19 protein-coding genes are annotated in these 16,828 nt (G+C 40.4%); 17 read left to right on the forward strand and 2 right to left on the reverse strand.

The genetic code is table 11. The features are described 5' to 3' along the window. Positions 1–3 precede the first annotated feature (3 nt). From flgL to csrA, 3 genes are read left to right on the forward strand one after another with little or no spacing between them, the layout of a single operon-like run. On the forward strand, positions 4–1,542 hold the full coding sequence (flgL, locus tag V6984_RS03715) for a flagellar hook-associated protein FlgL (RefSeq protein ID WP_342758463.1): 1,539 nt from the start codon (positions 4–6) through the stop codon (positions 1,540–1,542). 9 nt (positions 1,543–1,551) lie between these two features. Next, the gene (gene fliW / locus V6984_RS03720) at positions 1,552–2,007 is read left to right on the forward strand and encodes a flagellar assembly protein FliW (RefSeq protein ID WP_342758464.1); all 456 of its coding nucleotides are present in this window, start codon (positions 1,552–1,554) and stop codon (positions 2,005–2,007) included. Beyond that, positions 2,008–2,226, forward strand: coding sequence for a carbon storage regulator CsrA (csrA, locus tag V6984_RS03725; RefSeq protein WP_342758465.1), 219 nt, complete (start codon positions 2,008–2,010; stop codon positions 2,224–2,226). A 119-nt stretch (positions 2,227–2,345) separates the two neighbouring features. Here csrA and V6984_RS03730 read toward each other — a convergent pair whose 3' ends face one another. Next, complete coding sequence (locus tag V6984_RS03730; RefSeq protein ID WP_342758466.1) at positions 2,346–3,224, reverse strand: alpha-1,2-fucosyltransferase; 879 nt, start codon at positions 3,222–3,224, stop codon at positions 2,346–2,348. A 225-nt stretch (positions 3,225–3,449) separates the two neighbouring features. Here V6984_RS03730 and V6984_RS03735 point away from each other — a divergent pair, with 225 nt between their 5' ends. From V6984_RS03735 to V6984_RS03795, 13 genes are all read left to right on the forward strand, one after another. Next, positions 3,450–3,860: a flagellar protein FlaG gene (locus V6984_RS03735; protein WP_342758467.1), complete on the forward strand. Its 411-nt coding sequence runs from the start codon at positions 3,450–3,452 to the stop codon at positions 3,858–3,860. A 12-nt stretch (positions 3,861–3,872) separates the two neighbouring features. Beyond that, the gene (fliD, locus tag V6984_RS03740) at positions 3,873–5,882 is read left to right on the forward strand and encodes a flagellar filament capping protein FliD (RefSeq protein WP_342758468.1); all 2,010 of its coding nucleotides are present in this window, start codon (positions 3,873–3,875) and stop codon (positions 5,880–5,882) included. 6 nt (positions 5,883–5,888) lie between these two features. Continuing rightward, on the forward strand, positions 5,889–6,275 hold the full coding sequence (gene fliS / locus V6984_RS03745; RefSeq protein ID WP_342758469.1) for a flagellar export chaperone FliS: 387 nt from the start codon (positions 5,889–5,891) through the stop codon (positions 6,273–6,275). After that, positions 6,272–6,745 (forward strand): flagellar protein FliT, encoded by a 474-nt coding sequence (locus tag V6984_RS03750; RefSeq protein WP_342758470.1) that lies wholly within the window; start codon positions 6,272–6,274, stop codon positions 6,743–6,745. The genes fliS and V6984_RS03750 overlap by 4 nt, the downstream gene beginning before the upstream one ends. 170 nt (positions 6,746–6,915) lie before the next feature. Further along, positions 6,916–7,746, forward strand: coding sequence for a flagellin (locus tag V6984_RS03755; RefSeq protein ID WP_342758471.1), 831 nt, complete (start codon positions 6,916–6,918; stop codon positions 7,744–7,746). Between the two features lie 84 nt (positions 7,747–7,830). Then, positions 7,831–9,006, forward strand: a complete 1,176-nt coding sequence (locus tag V6984_RS03760; RefSeq protein ID WP_342758472.1) for a CgeB family protein — start codon at positions 7,831–7,833, stop codon at positions 9,004–9,006. Position 9,007: 1 nt separating this feature from the next. Then, the gene (locus V6984_RS03765) at positions 9,008–10,189 is read left to right on the forward strand and encodes a CgeB family protein (protein ID WP_342758473.1); all 1,182 of its coding nucleotides are present in this window, start codon (positions 9,008–9,010) and stop codon (positions 10,187–10,189) included. Between the two features lie 16 nt (positions 10,190–10,205). Next, on the forward strand, positions 10,206–11,300 hold the full coding sequence (locus tag V6984_RS03770) for a hypothetical protein (RefSeq protein WP_342758474.1): 1,095 nt from the start codon (positions 10,206–10,208) through the stop codon (positions 11,298–11,300). Positions 11,301–11,331: 31 nt separating this feature from the next. Further along, on the forward strand, positions 11,332–12,951 hold the full coding sequence (locus V6984_RS03775; RefSeq protein WP_342759936.1) for a glycosyltransferase family protein: 1,620 nt from the start codon (positions 11,332–11,334) through the stop codon (positions 12,949–12,951). A gap of 328 nt (positions 12,952–13,279) precedes the next feature. Beyond that, positions 13,280–13,846 carry a hypothetical protein gene (locus V6984_RS03780; RefSeq protein ID WP_342758475.1) on the forward strand — a complete coding sequence of 189 codons (567 nt, stop codon included), beginning with the start codon at positions 13,280–13,282 and terminating at the stop codon, positions 13,844–13,846. Between the two features lie 22 nt (positions 13,847–13,868). After that, the gene (locus V6984_RS03785; RefSeq protein WP_342758476.1) at positions 13,869–14,021 is read left to right on the forward strand and encodes a hypothetical protein; all 153 of its coding nucleotides are present in this window, start codon (positions 13,869–13,871) and stop codon (positions 14,019–14,021) included. Continuing rightward, positions 14,014–14,154, forward strand: coding sequence for a glycosyltransferase (locus V6984_RS03790; RefSeq protein ID WP_342758477.1), 141 nt, complete (start codon positions 14,014–14,016; stop codon positions 14,152–14,154). Before V6984_RS03785 ends, V6984_RS03790 begins: the two co-directional genes overlap by 8 nt. After that, on the forward strand, positions 14,151–14,687 hold the full coding sequence (locus V6984_RS03795) for a glycosyltransferase family protein (protein WP_342758478.1): 537 nt from the start codon (positions 14,151–14,153) through the stop codon (positions 14,685–14,687). The genes V6984_RS03790 and V6984_RS03795 overlap by 4 nt, the downstream gene beginning before the upstream one ends. A gap of 17 nt (positions 14,688–14,704) precedes the next feature. On the opposite strand, the gene V6984_RS03800 is transcribed toward V6984_RS03795, so the two are convergent. Continuing rightward, on the reverse strand, positions 14,705–15,784 hold the full coding sequence (locus tag V6984_RS03800) for a glycosyltransferase (RefSeq protein WP_342758479.1): 1,080 nt from the start codon (positions 15,782–15,784) through the stop codon (positions 14,705–14,707). 334 nt (positions 15,785–16,118) lie between these two features. Between V6984_RS03800 and V6984_RS03805 the strand changes: the two genes are divergently transcribed. Then, entirely contained in the window at positions 16,119–16,823 is a 705-nt protein-coding gene (locus tag V6984_RS03805; RefSeq protein ID WP_342758480.1) for an IspD/TarI family cytidylyltransferase, read from the forward strand. Positions 16,824–16,828: the final 5 nt, after the last annotated feature.

A 16,828-nucleotide genomic window follows, 5' to 3' on the forward strand; every position in this document is an offset into this window, starting at 1 on the left:
GATATGAGAATGACAAACAAAATTATGCAGAATAATTCGCTGTATAATATCAATAATAATAAGGTGCTTCAGGACAAGCTGAGCACGCAGATGTCCACCCAGAAGAAAATAACTCGGCCCTCCGACGATCCGGTTATCGCTATCCGTGCTCTGAGACTTCGGAGTGACGTATCTCAGATCAAACAGTATTATGAAAAAAATGCGCCGGATGCGGAAAGCTGGCTGAAGGTCACTGCGGATGCGCTGAATACGACGACTTCTGTTATTGAAGATATGTTAGAACAATGTACCAAGGGAAGCAATAAGGATCTGGGTGTAGAGCAGTTGGATATTATAGTTACCCAGTTGAAATCCTTAAAGAGCGAGTTCTATGCGACAGGAAATGTGGATTATGCAGGGCGTTATGTATTTGCCGGGTACCGTACGGATACGACCTTGACTTATACGGAGAATAAGACGGAGAATTTCGAGATTACCGAACAGCTCGATATTTCTGCACTCGATACGATTAATTATACGAGCATCGGTGACTTAAAGGGAATATCTTCAGCGAATTATGATCCGGAGACCGATGGTGCCATTGCGGATACAACAATAAAAAATAACGATATTTATAGGATAAGACTATCTTATGATAGTTTGAAGGACGGGGTGCCTTCTGTAACGAAATATGATGCGGGAACAGACGCGTATGTGGATGTATTTCCTTCTGTCACAACGATGTCATCAACAGCAAACCCTAATCCATATGATTATATTGTTCAAAATCCTGATGCGGTGGTATTGGTGCCGGAAACCGGCGAACTCCTTATCGGAGCGGATGCGTATGACGACTATATTACAGGCGCAGTAGATTCCGGTCAGGAAATTCGGGTGACCTATGAGAAGGATTCCTGGAAGGATGGCGATTTGCGCCCTCAGCATTACTTTGCCTGTACATATACGGACTCGGCGACTGGGAAAACCATAGACTACAACGAAGGCTATCTGACTGATGAAGGAGCGTCGCAGATTATTCAGTACGATGTAGGATATAACCAGAAGATTCGTATCAATACTACAGCCGATGAAGTATTTACCTTGGATGTAGACAGAAATATCGACGATTTGGAAAGTGCGTTAGCTGCTTTGAAGGAGATTGGTGAGGCTAAGACGAATCTCGATAATATGCTGGATGGTATGACCGAAGGAGAAGCCGGCTACGATGAGTTAAAGGCTACTGCAGATGCGGCGGATAAGGCCTATACATATATCCGCGAAAATATACAGAAAATGTTTGAGGGTCTGATTACCAAAGTAAACGGAACACTGGATAATACCAGCGTTGCCATTACGGATAATGGTACGAGAGGAAGCCGCCTCGATTTAATAACGAATCGTCTGATGACTCAGAAGACCACATTCCAGACGCTTCAGTCCGCCAATGAAGACGTAGATATTACCGAGGTGACGATACAGCTTACGAGCATGAACTATTCTTATCAGTCGGCGCTTCTTGCAACCAGTAAGATTATGCAGAATTCATTGATGAATTATATTTAAGGAGAAGGTATGATAATAGAAACTAAAGTATTTGGTGAGATTACGATCGATGCTGAGAAGATTATTACGTTCCCGAAAGGAATTGTGGGTTTTTCCGAGTTGACAGAATTTACGATGATTCATGATAAAGAGACTGGAGCGGGATCGATTCATTGGCTGCAGTCTTTGCAGGAGCCCGCATTCGCAATGCCGGTCATGGATCCGCTGATTATAAAACCGGATTATAACCCGGAAGTGGAGGAGGAATGGATCAAACCCCTCGGCGACCTCAATCCAGAAGAGTTATTGGTGCTCGTAACCGTAACTGTGCCTCAGGATTTAACCCAAATGACTGTGAATCTGAAAGGCCCTATCGTTGTTAATGCGAGAGAAAGAAAAGCATGTCAGGTAATTATAGAGGGAGATGAATATAAGGTTAAATATCCTATTTACGACATCCTTCAGGCAAAGAAAGCGGGTGAATAGATGCTAGCCTTATCCAGAAAGAAAAATGAAGCTTTAATTATTAACAATAATATCGAAATTACTATTCTAGAAATCAAGGGCGAGCAGGTAAAGATAGGAATCACAGCGCCTAAGGAGGTACCTATATACCGTAAAGAAGTATATGTGCAGATACAAGAGGAAAATAAAGCGTCCGTTGATGTGGAGAGCATGGATGCATTAAAGAAATTTCTGGTCTAATTGTATGAAATCGGAAAGGTACGCTTTGTCTTCTCCGGTTTTGATAAAAGGGAGTTACTTCAGTACTTTGGAGTACCCCCTTTTTTATACGCAGTCAGTTTCCAAAGTGACGGAAAAAATTACCTGGGAGGTTCCATGCAGAACTTTAACCGTTTATTAAGCAGTGCGGCAAGATAACAGAATGCACTGTTAGACATGAGCATCCCATCGCACATACTCATCAGTTCCAAGTCGATATAGCTGCTGTCTTGGGTATTGCCCTCTATAAATACTATATTTGGGGAAAGCGTTAATCCCATAGAGTCTGAATTTGAACGGCACCATGATATATCATCGGAAAAAACAAAAAAAGTGGCACCCGGGTAGTTCTTTGTTAAAGTTCTCATTGATTGAAGATAATAGGTATCCGACAGTGCCCAGCCGATATCCACATAATCGCCACGGCGTATATGAACGCCAATTGACAGTGTAGATAAGATGTGGGATGCATAGGCTTTATTTTTTTCATCGGTTATGTCCGGCATGGCTAATTCCCTCTCCAGTATATTACGGTAGGTTCGAAACCATTTTGTGTTAATCCAATAGCCATGATAATAAATCACCTCACCTGGGAGCTTTGTTATTTCCGGGTGGAATTCATTAGCAGATATTTGGAATATTTTTCCGTCGAAAGGATTGTGCTCTTTATAATTAGTTGTTTCTGCAACCATTTGTACGTCGAATCCCAGATTTTTAAAAGATTGGGCGATACTGCTTCCCTCTTTTTTATTCTTGATAAATTCATTCCAGACATCGGAATCGAAATTCCTACTTAAAAGATTAGCCTGTATGTTAAATACTTTTTCCAGTTCGTATCCGTTATGAACATTATTAACAAAAAAGAAAGAATCGTCAATTAACCACGGTTCTTCCGAAGGATTATATAATTCTGCAAAGCGTACAAATATATATTGAAATACCTGATTGGCCAGACCGCCGTTTAAATATTGTATTTTCATGGAATCTCCTTTGGTTCATAACAAGATATGATTACTTTTACTATATCATAATGGCAAAACATAGGGAAATAATTATTGATTCAAAAAAGAAAATATTTGTGGTATTAGAAAAAAGGGTAAATTATTGCAAAATTCATCCGATATAATTAATAAGTACAAGGAATAAGCTTTCCTGGGAATTTAAAGGGTGTTATATAACACGATTATCACACGGAGGTGATTACAATGGCAATGGAACCATTAGGAAGTATCAGGAATATTCAGACACAAGTAACACAGAAGCCGGTTGTAGAAAACACGGAGGTTTCCGCTCCCGAGGCAGCAGCAAATGTAAGCATGGCTGCAGCACCCGCTGTCAAAGCAGAAAATAAAGATGCACAAAATACAAGTGCAGATAGCAGAGAAACGCGTCAGGCAGAAAACGATAAAATTAAGAAAGCTGTAGAACAGCTCAATAAGAAGATGCCGCATTCCGAAGCTGTATTCGGTATTCATGATGAGACGAACAGAGTAATGATCAAGATCGTGGATAGGGATACGAAGGAAGTGATCAGAGAATACCCGCCGGAGGAGACTTTGGATATGATTGCGAAGGTGTGGGAATTGGCAGGCATTTTGGTGGATGAGAAGAGATAGGAGGAAGTTGATATGCCTATAAGAATTACAGGTATGAACTCTGGGTTGGATACAGAGTCTATTATTTCAGAGTTAATGAAGGCCCAGCAGACCAAGGTCGACAACGTGAAGAAGCAGCAGACTAAGCTGCAATGGAAGCAGGATGCGTGGAAAGAGCTGAATACGAAGGTGTATTCTTTCTTTAATACCACCCTTAGCAATATGCGTTTTTCGACAGATTACAGCAAGAAGACGACGGATGTGTCCAATTCGTCTTATGTCAGTGTTGTAACGGGCAACAGTGCTATGAATGCAACGCAGAAGATGACCATCGATCAGTCGGCGGCATCAGGCTATCTGACAGGCGGAAAGCTGGATGGAAGCTATACGAGTAAAAGCAAGCTGGCGGACCTGGGCATTGAGGTGGGAAGTTCTTTCAACGTTACGACGAATGGAAAAACCACGAATATAGAAGTGACCGAAGGTATGACGATAAACGGCCTTTTGACAAAACTGCAGAGTGCAGGAGTGGATGCGAACTTCGATGAAAAGAACCAGAGGTTTTATATAAGCGCTAAGAAAAGCGGTGCGGATAATGATTTTACTATTACCGCCTCAAATACGGCAGGGGTAGATGCCCTGACCAAACTGAAGCTCCTTTCCGGGGATGAACTTAAATCGGAATATGAGAAATATGCAAATATGACGGAGGAGGAAAAGCAGTCGGCTATTGAAACCGAAGTGGCAAAACGTCTGGCTTCCTATTTAAGCCAACAGACGAGCCTGACGGAATCGATAAGTGATCAGGAAACAGCAATCGAAGCATTAAAAGTTAGTTACAGTGCGATGTATGAAGGAGAATCGATAGACAGTATTAGTTCCAGCGACTTAGAAGATCAGATATCCGTTATAAAGGCACGTATCGAAGAAATAGGAGAACCGGAAGAAGGCTCTGCGGATGCTGAGGAACTCCAGGAGAAGATGGCGGAACTAGCCGCACTTCAAACGAAAAAGGACTATGTGGATGAATATGAGAATGCCAAGACTAAGCTCGCATCCACGCAAGCTTCGTTGGACACGGTAAACTCCTATATTACTGATGGCGGTGACAGCGGAAAGATAACAACAGAAGTTACTGCTGATATCGAAGCGGAAATACAGACGGCTAAAGACGCATTGGCTGGTGGTATAACAGATAGCGGTATCGTACGGATAACCGGTAAGGATGCTAAGATTTCATTGAATGGAGTGGAATATACTTCTACCAGTAATGTGTTCGAAATAAACGGGCTTACGATAACGGTAATGGGCGGAGAAGGCGAAGAAGTAACCTTAACGACCAGACAGGATACCGAGGGTATTTATGATATGATCAAAAGCTTTATCAAAGAATATAATTCTTTGATAAATGAAATGGATAAGCTTTATAACGCAGATTCCACAAAAGGCTATGAGCCGCTTACGGACGATGAAAAGGATGAAATGTCTGACTCCGAAATTGAAGCATGGGAAACGAAGATTAAGGATTCTATTTTGCGAGGTGATTCCAATCTCTCTTCCGTTGCGTCCAGCTTGAAGAATATCATGCTTGCAGGTGCGGAAGTAGATGGCACGAAGATGTATCTGTCGAGCTTTGGAATATCCACGCTGGGATATTTTAGTTCGGCTGAGAATGAGAGAAATGCTTATCATATCGATGGCGATTCGGATGACAGCAGCACCGGCACGAATGAAGATAAACTGAAAGCGGCAATTGCGGCAGATCCGGATTCCGTTATCACGTTCTTTTCCCAGCTGTCACAGAACCTTTATTCCAACCTGAACAGCTTGACGGCACGAACAGACTTAAGAAGCTTCGGTTCGATTTATGATGACAAAAAGATGCAGGAGGATTATAATAACTATACGACCAAGATTAGTGATTTGGAGGAAAAGCTTGAAGCTATGGAGACTAGATATTATAATCAGTTCGCAGCTATGGAGACTGCGTTGGCCAGACTTCAATCCAATCAAAGTGCCGTAACAAGCTTATTAGGAGGTTGATAGGGAATGGCGTTGCCCAATGGATATGCACAATACAATAATAATCAGATTCTGACTGCCTCGCCCGCAGAATTGACACTTATGCTTTATAATGGTGCAATTAAGTTCTGTAATGTCGCAATTGCGGCGATAGAGAAGAAGGATATGGAGAAGGCTCATACCAATATTGTGAAGGCGGAGAAGATAGTTGAATATCTCAGAGTCACTTTGGATATGAAATATTCAGTGGCCAAGGATTTTGATAATATATATGCTTATTTGGACAGACGTCTGGTAGAAGCGAATGTGAAAAAGGATACTGCGATACTTGAGGAGATATGCGAGCATCTTCGCTCGGTGCGGGATACGTGGAAAGAAGTAATGCGCCTTAATAGGGAAAAGGGAGCTGTATGATAGAAAATTATCTTCAAGTTCTGGAGCAGAGCTTACATAAAAAAGCGGATATATTGTCCCTTATACAGGAAATCAATCAGAAGCAGGAGCAGATTCTGAAGGAAGAAGGTTCTGCGGAGGATTTTGATGTTACAATTGACAAGAAAGGTAAGCTCATTGAAGAGCTAACGAAGCTGGATGAAGGCTTTGAGACGCTGTATCAGCATATCAAGGAGCAACTGTCTGCAGGCAAAGAGCAGTATAAGAATCAAATCATCAAATTGCAGCAGTTAATTATAAAAGTAACGGAGAAGAGCGTTGCTATTCAGACGCAGGAAGCCAGGAATAACAAGCTTGCCAAAGATTATTTTACTTTAGGAAGAAAGAACCTGCAGAGAAATAGGACAGCTTCCAAGGCAGCATTGGATTATTATAAGAATATGAATAATTCTCAGGTTGTGCAGCCCCAGTTTATGGACAAAAAAAAATAAAAAAATATATAATCTGCTATAAAGTATCTCAGGTTTGAGCCGATATATATTACAAGTAAAATAATTACTTACGAAAATTAATGTTTACAGAGGAAGCGTACGGTCCGAAGAAAACATTACAAAAAAACAAGTGGCAGGGAAGCCACTACATATTCAAGGAGGAATATACTATGGTAGTACAACACAATCTTACAGCGATGAACGCTAGCAGAAATTTAGGTATCACGACAAGTGCACAGGCAAAGCAGACAGAGAAATTATCTTCCGGTTATAGGATTAACCGCGCAGCGGATGATGCAGCAGGCCTTTCCATTTCCGAGAAAATGAGACGTCAGATCAGAGGTCTTACACAGGCTTCCACGAACGCTCAGGATGGTATCTCCATGGTTCAGACAGCAGAAGGTGCTTTGAACGAAGTTACCGATATGCTTCAGAGAATGAATGAGCTTACTGTAAAAGCTTCTAACGGTACTTACACAACTACTCAGAAGGCATACGTTTCTGACGAAATCAATCAGTTGACCTCTGAAATCAACAGAGTAGCTACGACTACAAGATTTAACGATCAGGTATTGTTAACTGGCGGATTCTCTTCCACTGCAATGACTCTTCAGATTGGTAACGAGAATGGCGAAACGATGGATGTTACCATTGACGCTATGTATGCTACAGATATTGCCACAGAGCTTACCGGTTCGATTGATTGGTCGGATTCTTCCAATGATCCGACAGATTTGATCGATGCGATTAAGTCAGGACTTGAGAATGTTGCATCCCAGCGTTCAGCACTCGGTGCTATCCAGAACCGTCTTGAGCACACGATTAACAACTTGGATAACGTTGTTGAGAATACTACATCAGCTGAATCCCGTGTACGTGATACGGATATGGCTAAAGAGATGGTTTCTTACTCCAATAACCAGATTCTTGCACAGGCAGGCCAGGCTATGCTTGCACAGGCTAATCAGGTTAATCAGGGCGTATTATCCTTACTTCAGTAAGAAGTCATATCGCACTAGAACGATTTATAAAAGGGCTGATTCTATCAGCCCTTTTTTTCTAAAAAATTTTTGGTGGAAATTGTTATGAAAATTTTAATGTTAGATTGGGATAGTTTCGCCCAGGAATATATTGTTGAGGCTTTTCAAAAAGCAGGATATCAGGTGGAAGTATTTCCGTGGCCATTTGGAAGGCAGAATATGCGCAATAATAAAGCGCTTAAAATAGAATTGGAAAAGAAATTGCGGGGTGAGACTTACGCATTTATCTTTTCCTTAAATTTTTTTCCCGTGGCATCAGAGGCTTGCTTTTGCTGCGGAATAAAGTATATTTCATGGGTATATGACTCTCCGTATTTACTGTTGTATTCTGAACATATTAAACATGAGACCACGACAGTATATGTTTTCGATAAGACGTTGTGCAGAAAGCTGAATGATGATGGCGTTACCAATGTATATTATATGCCCATGGCGGCGCCGGTAGAACACTATGATAATATGGATAGCGGCGGGGGAAGACACTTTCAGGCGGATGTTTCCTTTGTAGGCTCGCTGTATACGGAAGAAAATCAGAATTTTTATAAGAAATTCGAAGGGATTAATATCTATACAAGAGGATATCTGGAAGCGATTATTCAGGCTCAAAAAAATGTTTACGGGGCATTTATGCTGGAAGATTTGCTGAACGAAGCAGTGACGAATGAGTTAAGGCGCATTTGTCCTATCATGAAAGGTGAGGATGAATGGGAATCGGATCAATGGGTATATGCCAATTACTTTTTGGCGAGAAGACTTACTGGAATACAGAGGGAAGAGATATTAAACCTTATTTCAAATGAACATGAGGTGAAGTTATATGCGCCGGTGCAGACACCTGAGCTAATGAAGGTTCAAAACTGCGGACCGGTAAATTACACAAGTCAAATGCCATATGTTTTTAAAAACTCTAAAATTAATTTGAATATGACACTTAGGAGCATTCATTCGGGAATTCCTTTAAGGGCGATGGATATTATGGGGTGCGGAGGTTTCCTGCTTACCAATTATCAGGAGGATTTTTTGGATTTTTTTGAACCGGATGTTGACTATGTTTATTATACGGACAATGAAGACTTATTGAATAAAATAGATTATTATCTCTCACATGATGCACAGCGCGGGCAGATAGCCAGAAACGGCCACGATAAGATGCTGCGCGGACATACTTATGACAGACGCATTGGAGAGATTCTCGATAGAATAAAAGGAGAACATATTTAGCATGCGTATATTGTGGATGGATTGGGATTCCCTGGGAAGAGAAGGGATCTATAATGAATTCAAGAGGCGTGGCTATGAGGTGGAACACTTTATACTAAACCGGACGGAAGATATGAGATTGAACCGGGAATATGCTGAGAAGATGATTCGCTTTATGGCAGGGAAAAATTTTGATCTTGTATTCTCTTATAACTATTTTCCAGTGGTTTCTATAGCCTGCAATGCCTGTAGAGTGAAGTATATCTCATGGGTGTATGATAGTCCGGTAGTGGCGTTATATTCCAATACGATTGTTTTTCCTTATAATTATGTCTTTATATTCGACAAAGCTGCATATCTGGACTTGTTAAAGCTTGGCATCAATACGGTGTATTATCTTCCGATGGCTACGGACATCAAGACATATGACGGCTACGAGATGGATCGGAGCATTTACGATGTTTATGCCGCACCTATCTCCTTTGTTGGTTCTACCTATAGCGAGAAGAAGCACCGATTGTATAACCGGCTGCAGAATGTAGACGACTATACCAGAGGCTATCTGGAGGGGATTGTTCAAGCGCAGAAGAAGCTATATGGAGAGTTGATACTGGAAGAGCTGTTGACGCCAGACATCATGGAGGAAATAGAAACGGTGCAGCGATGGACGATGAACGAAGACGGTTTCGAGCGTCCTGCATGGGTTTTCGCCCAGTATTATTTAGCGAGACGGGTGACCACGTTGGAACGGCGGGAGATTCTTCAAATGTTGTCGGAAAAGTACCGCATGGTTTTATATACGAATGAAAAGACGCCGCATCTGCCAAAGGTAGAGAATAGAGGACCTGCCGGAAGGCTGAGGGAATCCGTATATATTTATCGCTGTTCTGATATCAATTTAAATATGTCGCTTCGAAGCATCGTCTCGGGAATGCCCTACAGAATATTCGAAATCATGGGAAGCGGCGGGTTTCTTTTGTCCAATTATCAGGAGGATTTTCTGGAATACTTTGTACCGGGAGAAGACTTTGATTATTATACCAGCTATGAAGACTTGATGGAAAAGGTGGAATATTATTTATCTCATAAGAAAGAGCGGAAAGAAATTGCCCGCAACGGATATGAGAAGATAAAAAAATATCATTCTTTTGAAAAGCGACTGGATTTGATTCTGGATATTATAAAAGAAGAAAGAAAATATTAAGTAATGAGGCTGTAAAATGGGTATATTAGGTGTTAATAATAAGGTACTTAGCATTATTGAAAAGACAAGAAACGCCTTGGAGACAGGGGAAATGGCTGCAGAAAATTTTCCCATGGAGGAGGTTTCGAGTTTATTGGAAAACACGTTGGGACAATCTTTTTGGTCCTGTATTACGAGTGAGAAAAAAGACGGCTATGAAAAAATACCTGCTGTATATATGAAACTGTTTCGCTATCTGGTCGGGCAAAAGGACTTGCAAGGGTGTGCAGGCTTGCTTGAAGTGTTTGAGATGCAATATAGAAGCATATATGATGCCTTGGGAAAATATGAAGTATATCAGGAAACGATTAGAGAGATGGGAGACGCATGGTCCAGACAGCAGTATACACTTCATGAAGAAAGACAAGGGCATTGGGAAGGGCATGAAGAACCATTACCGGGTGTGCGGGGGGTTGTTTACACCTGTCTGTTCAATAAAGAAAGACAGGTAAAGGAGCCGGTATATAAAAATGCTTTTTGGGATTATATATGCTTTACAGACCAAGAGGACAAATGGGGGAAAATGGAAGGGGTCTGGCAGTTTCGCAAGGCGGTGAATCCCCAAAATTGGAAACCTGGCTCACTTACGATTTATTATATGATAAATGCCCATAAATTGTTTCCGGATTATGATTTCAGCATATGGATATCGCCCGAAATGCACATTGTGGGTGAATTGGAGCAGTGGTATGAGGTATATGGTAAGAATTCCTCTTTTCTGGCATTCCCGGATTATAAAAATGACAATGTCTACGACCTCATTTTTACAACGATGAATAATGATGATATGAACATTGCGGGCAGACAGAAATTTTATAATTATCGAAAGGAAGGCTATCCGGAACATTACGGGATGATAGATACGCGGTGTATATTTCGAAATCACAGGGATGAATTATTATGTCAGGTGCTGGATGACTGGTGGGAAGGCACGGCAAAAGACTTAATATACGGTAAGTATTGCTTTAACTATGCTGCATGGAAGAGAAACTTCAGATTTGCACTCTGCAATCAATTTATTGAGAAAAATTATTATATTACCAACACGGAACTGGAACTGGGAAAAGAGTAATATAAAGAAAATTTGAGAGGAAGCAAATGTGATGGAGGTAATCTGCTACACAAAGCATTTATTAGCCGGAGAAGAATGTACTTTGTCATTTATGGATATTTTTTTGGATGATACGTGGGCGGAAGGAGATATTCGATATCCCGAAGCCCTTTGTGCCGAAATAGGCTGTAAAAACACAGTCCTTCAGGAAAAGAAGGATTATGAATTTCTTTTGAGAATCGCTAAATGCTATCCGGTTAGAGCAATCGGGACGGGCACTGAAGAATATTCTTGCATTTTGCCGGAGGACAATTGGGAATCTTTTCGGACAGATTGCTATGTAACGGGTAAATATCAAAGGGAATTGTTGGACTCAGGATACTTTGATCCGGTAGTAGCGGCTCTTCTCGAGCGGGCGGCGGCATCGCAATATTGGGAAAGTGGTGCTGCGTGGCTTGAGAAGATGATCGGGCATGCTCCGGAATATTATGTGATAGATGACAATACACGTCCTATATTAGTTTATAAGACAAACGGTATAGCCTATAATTTATTAAATATTTTTGCGGAAGAACTGGCGCATTCTTTGCTCTTGCTCGGACAAAGAGTTGAAGTATTTGATGTGCAGGAGGAGGGAACGCAGGCGCTCACTCGCTTTATCGGAATGCGGTTTAAGGCGGTTATAGGGATACAGAGCTATGTATTCATGGTCATGATGCTGGATGAGGTTACGCTGATCCATGATTTAATTACTGGTCCTAAATATAATATGATATTGGATCATCCGGCATTTTTGAAGGAAGCATTCTCCAGTGTTCCTAAGGATTATCATTTGCTCCTTCACGACAGGGATTATCTTGTGTACGTTGACCGATATTTCAAGAATATTGGCAGAAGCTATCATTTTTCTCCTGCCGGAGTGATACCTGATAAATTGTATGACGGCAAAAAGAAGTATAATATTTCCTTTATCGGAACTTATCATGATTACAGGGAGCGTTTGAGCGTGATCAAGGGATATGGTCGTAAGAACAGATTCTTTGCAGCACGTTACATACGTATTATGAGAAGAAACCCCAATTTGACGGCAGAAAGTGCTTTTCAAAAGATGCTGGATTATTATGGGCTACAAGTGAGCGACGAAGTGTTCTGTGATTCGTTTAACGAGTTCAGACAAGTGAGCTATTGTATTATGCTGTATTATAGGGAAAAAGTAATCAGGACCTTGCTGGATGGAGGAATTCGCATTGATGTTTTCGGAGATACATGGAAAGAATCCCCTTTTATTGAGCATGAGAATTTCATACATCACCCGTCGGTCAATGTGGAGAAAAGCTTGGAAGTAATGCAGCGGTCTAAGCTTTCCCTTAATATTATGTCGTGGCATAAGGACGGCTTTACGGAAAGAACCGCTCATGCATTGCTGTGCCGTTCCGTGTTATTATCCGACAAGAGCACTTATTTGATGGAGAATTTCAGAAATGGAGAAGAATTAATTCTCTTTGATCTGGAAAGATTGGAAGAATTGCCCCGGCTTGTTAAGTCTTTATTGGCTGACGGTGCAAAGCTTGAGAAAATTGCAGAGCGAGGATTTGAAAAAGCGCTTCAGGAGCATTTGTGGAAACACAGAGGAGAAGAGCTGCTTTCTATAATAGAAGGAAATGAACAGTAAAAAGAGAATGGTGGGCGCGAACATATGTTAGAAGTATTGTTTCTGGAAAGTGATAATTTGAGAAAAAATATATTACAAGCAGTCTAAAAACATGTGATTGCAGTATAACGTTGTGCTCTTTAGAGGATGAGAAGAAAACACTGGAAGATATTTTAAAAGAAAAAACATACCATTTCGTTTTTCCATAGATTATATTTCGTCTGTTGCAGTGGTATGCGACAAATCAGGTACCAAATATGTTTCCTGGGTATATGATCATGCGGCATTACTGCAGGATTTGGGAAATATTGGTGTTTATACAAATTATGTATTTATAAACGAATATTCTTTGTATGAAAAATTTGTTAATAACGGACTGAAAACTATTTATTTCCTTCCGTTTACCGTGCCGGATGATAAGAGAATGTATGAGCAATATATTTGCTTCATGTATACGATGTTGTTTAAACTAGGAGAATTGGAAATATTCGACGCGATACAATGCCTGGAAGAGACGAGGAAGAGAAACGGCAACCGTTATTGGGTCAGCATGATGAATGAATGCTTTAAAGAATATGGCGATATAAAAGAATCTTATGTAGATGAGATATACCATTTGTTAGCAAGCGAGAAGGAGCCTTTTTTTTCGTTAAAAGGCCAACTGACATTTTATATCGATGGACTTCTTAGACAAAAGGATAAGGATATCAGCTGGGAAGTTTTTACATGGTATAAGAGAAATTTCACTTCTGAATTGCTGGGAATTTTTTGGGAGTTTTACTGTTTGGCTATTTATGTAAATATATCCATAGAAGAACTGCATAGAGATACGAAAAGAAATCAATCAAGCCTTCTTCAATATGATAGCATGAATGAAATGTGCCGTGTTTTTTTTGCAGACGGTTTTTTATCTTAGGCGGATTGAATATAACATAGTATTGGGAGAGGAAAGAGAGATCTTTACTTATATTGATGAAATGGGATTATCTGAGATAGCATTAAAACATATAGTGGAAAAGTCTCAAATACTTAATAAAGAAAAAGTAAAAATGGAGCTGCAGAAATTAGGGAGAAAATATAGAAATGAATGAAAAGAAAATCTGTTTTATTATTTGTGCAAATGATGCTCTTTTTTTTCCTGAATGCTGCAGGTATATCGGGTGCTTGGAAAAGCCGGACGATATGGAAATTGAGCTTATCGAAGTGAGAGATGCGTATCCATGACCTCTGGATATAATGAAGGGATGGAAAGCAGCGATGCAAAATATAAGATTTACCTGCATCAGGATGTATTTATTAGAAACAAGTATTTTATTTTTGACATATTGGAAATATTTAAGGAAGATGACAGAATCGGTTTAATCGGCCTGGTAGGGAGTCCGACGCTGCCTGCGAATGCAGTGATGTGGTATGGAAAGCGAATTGTTTTTGAGACAGAGGAGGTCCCATTTGAGGAATATAGATATCGAATGAAAGAGGATGGATATTGGGAAGTGGAGGCAGTCGACGGGCTGCTTATGGCCACCCAGTATGATATTCCATGGAGAGAGGATATATTTGATGGCTGGGACTATTATGATATATCTCAATGCTTTGAGATGAAAAGGGCGGGATATCTTGTAGTAGTTCCTCAGCAAAGAGATGTATGGTATATTCATGATGACAAGGTAGTGATTAGTTTATGGAATCACGATAAATATAGGCAGCGTTTTTTGGAAGAATATGGCACTGATATGAAGGCAAATACTACTATGTAGTTTAAGGATATACGCTATTATTGCGTGAGACTGCTGATTCTATGAAGGGCCGGAGCATAGTTGCCGCATTTCTCATAATATTTCAATGCTTCCGGAATATGGCTCATGCACTCATAGATAACACCTACATTATAGAATGCTTTGTAGCTGTTAACGCCTTCTACAGCGTGATTTGGGATGGAAGCCGCATGAAGAAAAGCATCGATAGCTTTTTCGAACATGATGCTGTTCATATAAATGAGTCCCATTAGAAAGACGAAATCAGCCCGTTTGGAAAAAATATCATATACGCCTTCTAATTGTAAGGCGGTTTCGTAGCGTTCGAGATATAGCAAGGAATAACCATACGATTCCACAAGTGTTTGTACGAAATCCTCTCGTTCATCCACATCCAAAGATAAAGCCTTTTCGAAATACGGCAGAGCCTTTTTGTAGTCAGCAATTCCAAAGTGGGATTGTCCCATTTGGAAGTACAGGTAAGGATCGGAGCTATTAACGTCCAGCGCCCGCTGCAGCATGGCAATATTGCGTGCCGCTTTTACGGCTCTGGCCTCAATGGTATTATAACCCACATGTTGAAAGCGAATTGGAAGGGAAACAAAGGATAAGGCGTTCCCATCTCTAGAAACGAGCTGCTCGTGAATAGAGCCTTGATAATAAGTGTAATCCTTATGGAAAAAACGGGCTACGCGGTCACAAATAATATCGGGATTGCCCTCTGGCAAATCGTCAGTTAATGCCGTGGAAAGATTATGAAGCTCTATAAGTCCTACTTGCTTTGGTGAGACAAGGTTTGGAAGTGTCAAAACAGTTTCTGCTGTTAAGGATGGGACCTCCAAATATTCATCGCAGTCGATAACAAGTATGTAGGAGTTGTGAGCTTTGGATATGGAATAATTTCTGGCGGCACTGAAGTCATTGATCCAGTTAAAGTGGAATACATTCGGAGTATAAGTGCGCGCAATATCGACGGTCCTGTCGATAGAGCCGGTATCTACAACAACGATTTCCCAATCAAATTTAATAAGGCGACTCAGACATTCGCCGATATACTGTTCTTCATTCTTGGCAATGATACATACGGATATTGGCAGCATGATATTTCCTCCGGCAATTAGTTTATATAAAATACTAATATTTTTTAAAAATAACTAGATTTATTATAGCATGAAGAACAGGAATAAAAAAGAGCGGTATACAAGAGGAAAGAAAAGAGTAAAACGAATACAAAGGATTTAATGCGTTCATATGTGTTATAATATTTTTGACAAAAAAGCCGATATATAAAGTAAGCTTAAAAAGAATAATATAAAGGCATGGAAAGTCGTAAATAGGTTGCATGGAGGCACGAGATAAGAAAAGGCTAATAGCCATTCATGTAATATACGTGGATGGCTTATTTTGAATAATTAGTAAAAAGGTGATAAAATTATGAATATTGCTCTTATTTTAGCAGGAGGTGTCGATCCCCGATTTGAGATGGACGTGCCTAAGCAGTTTGTCAATGTGTTTAATAGGCCCATTATCGTGTATACTTTAGAGATTTTTCAAAATCATCCTGAAATTGACGAAATTATAATTACCTGTTTGAACGGTTGGCAGGAGATGGTAAAAGTGTATGCAAAGCAATTCAATATTACCAAACTGACAAAGATCATTCAGGGAGGTAGGGATGCGCAGGAATCTACTTATCAAGGATTGATGGCCATGCAGGAAAAGATGGGCAGAGGCGATATTGTTGTCGTCCATGATGCGATAAGACCCATGGTTTCTGACGAATTGATTTCTTCCAGTATACAGCTATGCAAGAAAAAAGGTATGGGCATTGCGGCGATATATACTATGGATACTATCATGCGTTCGGAAAATGGGCTGGAAGGGGAAGAGAGCATTAATCGATACGAAATTATGAAGGTACAGACACCCCAGGCATTTGATTATGATTATATTTGGGCGCTTCATAATGAAGCATTGCAAAAAAACTGTGTTGGAGCATGGGATAACAGTACTATGATTACAAAGATGGGGCAGAAGGTATACTTTTCAGAAGGTTCGGAATTAAACCTGAAAATTAATACGCTTGAGGATGTTGAGATATTTCGGGCTTTGTATTGTATGAAAAGAGACGAAGGATAGGTTGA

It is taken from the genome of Kineothrix sp. IPX-CK (assembly GCF_039134705.1).
Classification (GTDB): Bacteria; Bacillota; Clostridia; order Lachnospirales; family Lachnospiraceae; genus Kineothrix; species Kineothrix sedimenti.

What these genes read in the sequence shown, in the direction of transcription:
- V6984_RS03770 (WP_342758474.1), top strand. Translation starts at nt 10,206, where the DNA reads ATGGGTATATTAGGTGTTAATAATAAGGTACTTAGCATTATTGAAAAG.
- fliD (WP_342758468.1), top strand. Translation starts at nt 3,873, where the DNA reads ATGCCTATAAGAATTACAGGTATGAACTCTGGGTTGGATACAGAGTCT.
- V6984_RS03800 (WP_342758479.1), bottom strand. Translation starts at nt 15,784, where the DNA reads ATGCTGCCAATATCCGTATGTATCATTGCCAAGAATGAAGAACAGTAT.
- V6984_RS03765 (WP_342758473.1), top strand. Translation starts at nt 9,008, where the DNA reads ATGCGTATATTGTGGATGGATTGGGATTCCCTGGGAAGAGAAGGGATC.
- V6984_RS03730 (WP_342758466.1), bottom strand. Translation starts at nt 3,224, where the DNA reads ATGAAAATACAATATTTAAACGGCGGTCTGGCCAATCAGGTATTTCAA.
- V6984_RS03790 (WP_342758477.1), top strand. Translation starts at nt 14,014, where the DNA reads ATGAATGAAAAGAAAATCTGTTTTATTATTTGTGCAAATGATGCTCTT.
- V6984_RS03805 (WP_342758480.1), top strand. Translation starts at nt 16,119, where the DNA reads ATGAATATTGCTCTTATTTTAGCAGGAGGTGTCGATCCCCGATTTGAG.
- V6984_RS03750 (WP_342758470.1), top strand. Translation starts at nt 6,272, where the DNA reads ATGATAGAAAATTATCTTCAAGTTCTGGAGCAGAGCTTACATAAAAAA.
- flgL (WP_342758463.1), top strand. Translation starts at nt 4, where the DNA reads ATGAGAATGACAAACAAAATTATGCAGAATAATTCGCTGTATAATATC.
- fliS (WP_342758469.1), top strand. Translation starts at nt 5,889, where the DNA reads ATGGCGTTGCCCAATGGATATGCACAATACAATAATAATCAGATTCTG.
- V6984_RS03755 (WP_342758471.1), top strand. Translation starts at nt 6,916, where the DNA reads ATGGTAGTACAACACAATCTTACAGCGATGAACGCTAGCAGAAATTTA.
- V6984_RS03775 (WP_342759936.1), top strand. Translation starts at nt 11,332, where the DNA reads ATGGAGGTAATCTGCTACACAAAGCATTTATTAGCCGGAGAAGAATGT.
- fliW (WP_342758464.1), top strand. Translation starts at nt 1,552, where the DNA reads ATGATAATAGAAACTAAAGTATTTGGTGAGATTACGATCGATGCTGAG.
- V6984_RS03760 (WP_342758472.1), top strand. Translation starts at nt 7,831, where the DNA reads ATGAAAATTTTAATGTTAGATTGGGATAGTTTCGCCCAGGAATATATT.
- csrA (WP_342758465.1), top strand. Translation starts at nt 2,008, where the DNA reads ATGCTAGCCTTATCCAGAAAGAAAAATGAAGCTTTAATTATTAACAAT.
- V6984_RS03795 (WP_342758478.1), top strand. Translation starts at nt 14,151, where the DNA reads ATGACCTCTGGATATAATGAAGGGATGGAAAGCAGCGATGCAAAATAT.
- V6984_RS03735 (WP_342758467.1), top strand. Translation starts at nt 3,450, where the DNA reads ATGGCAATGGAACCATTAGGAAGTATCAGGAATATTCAGACACAAGTA.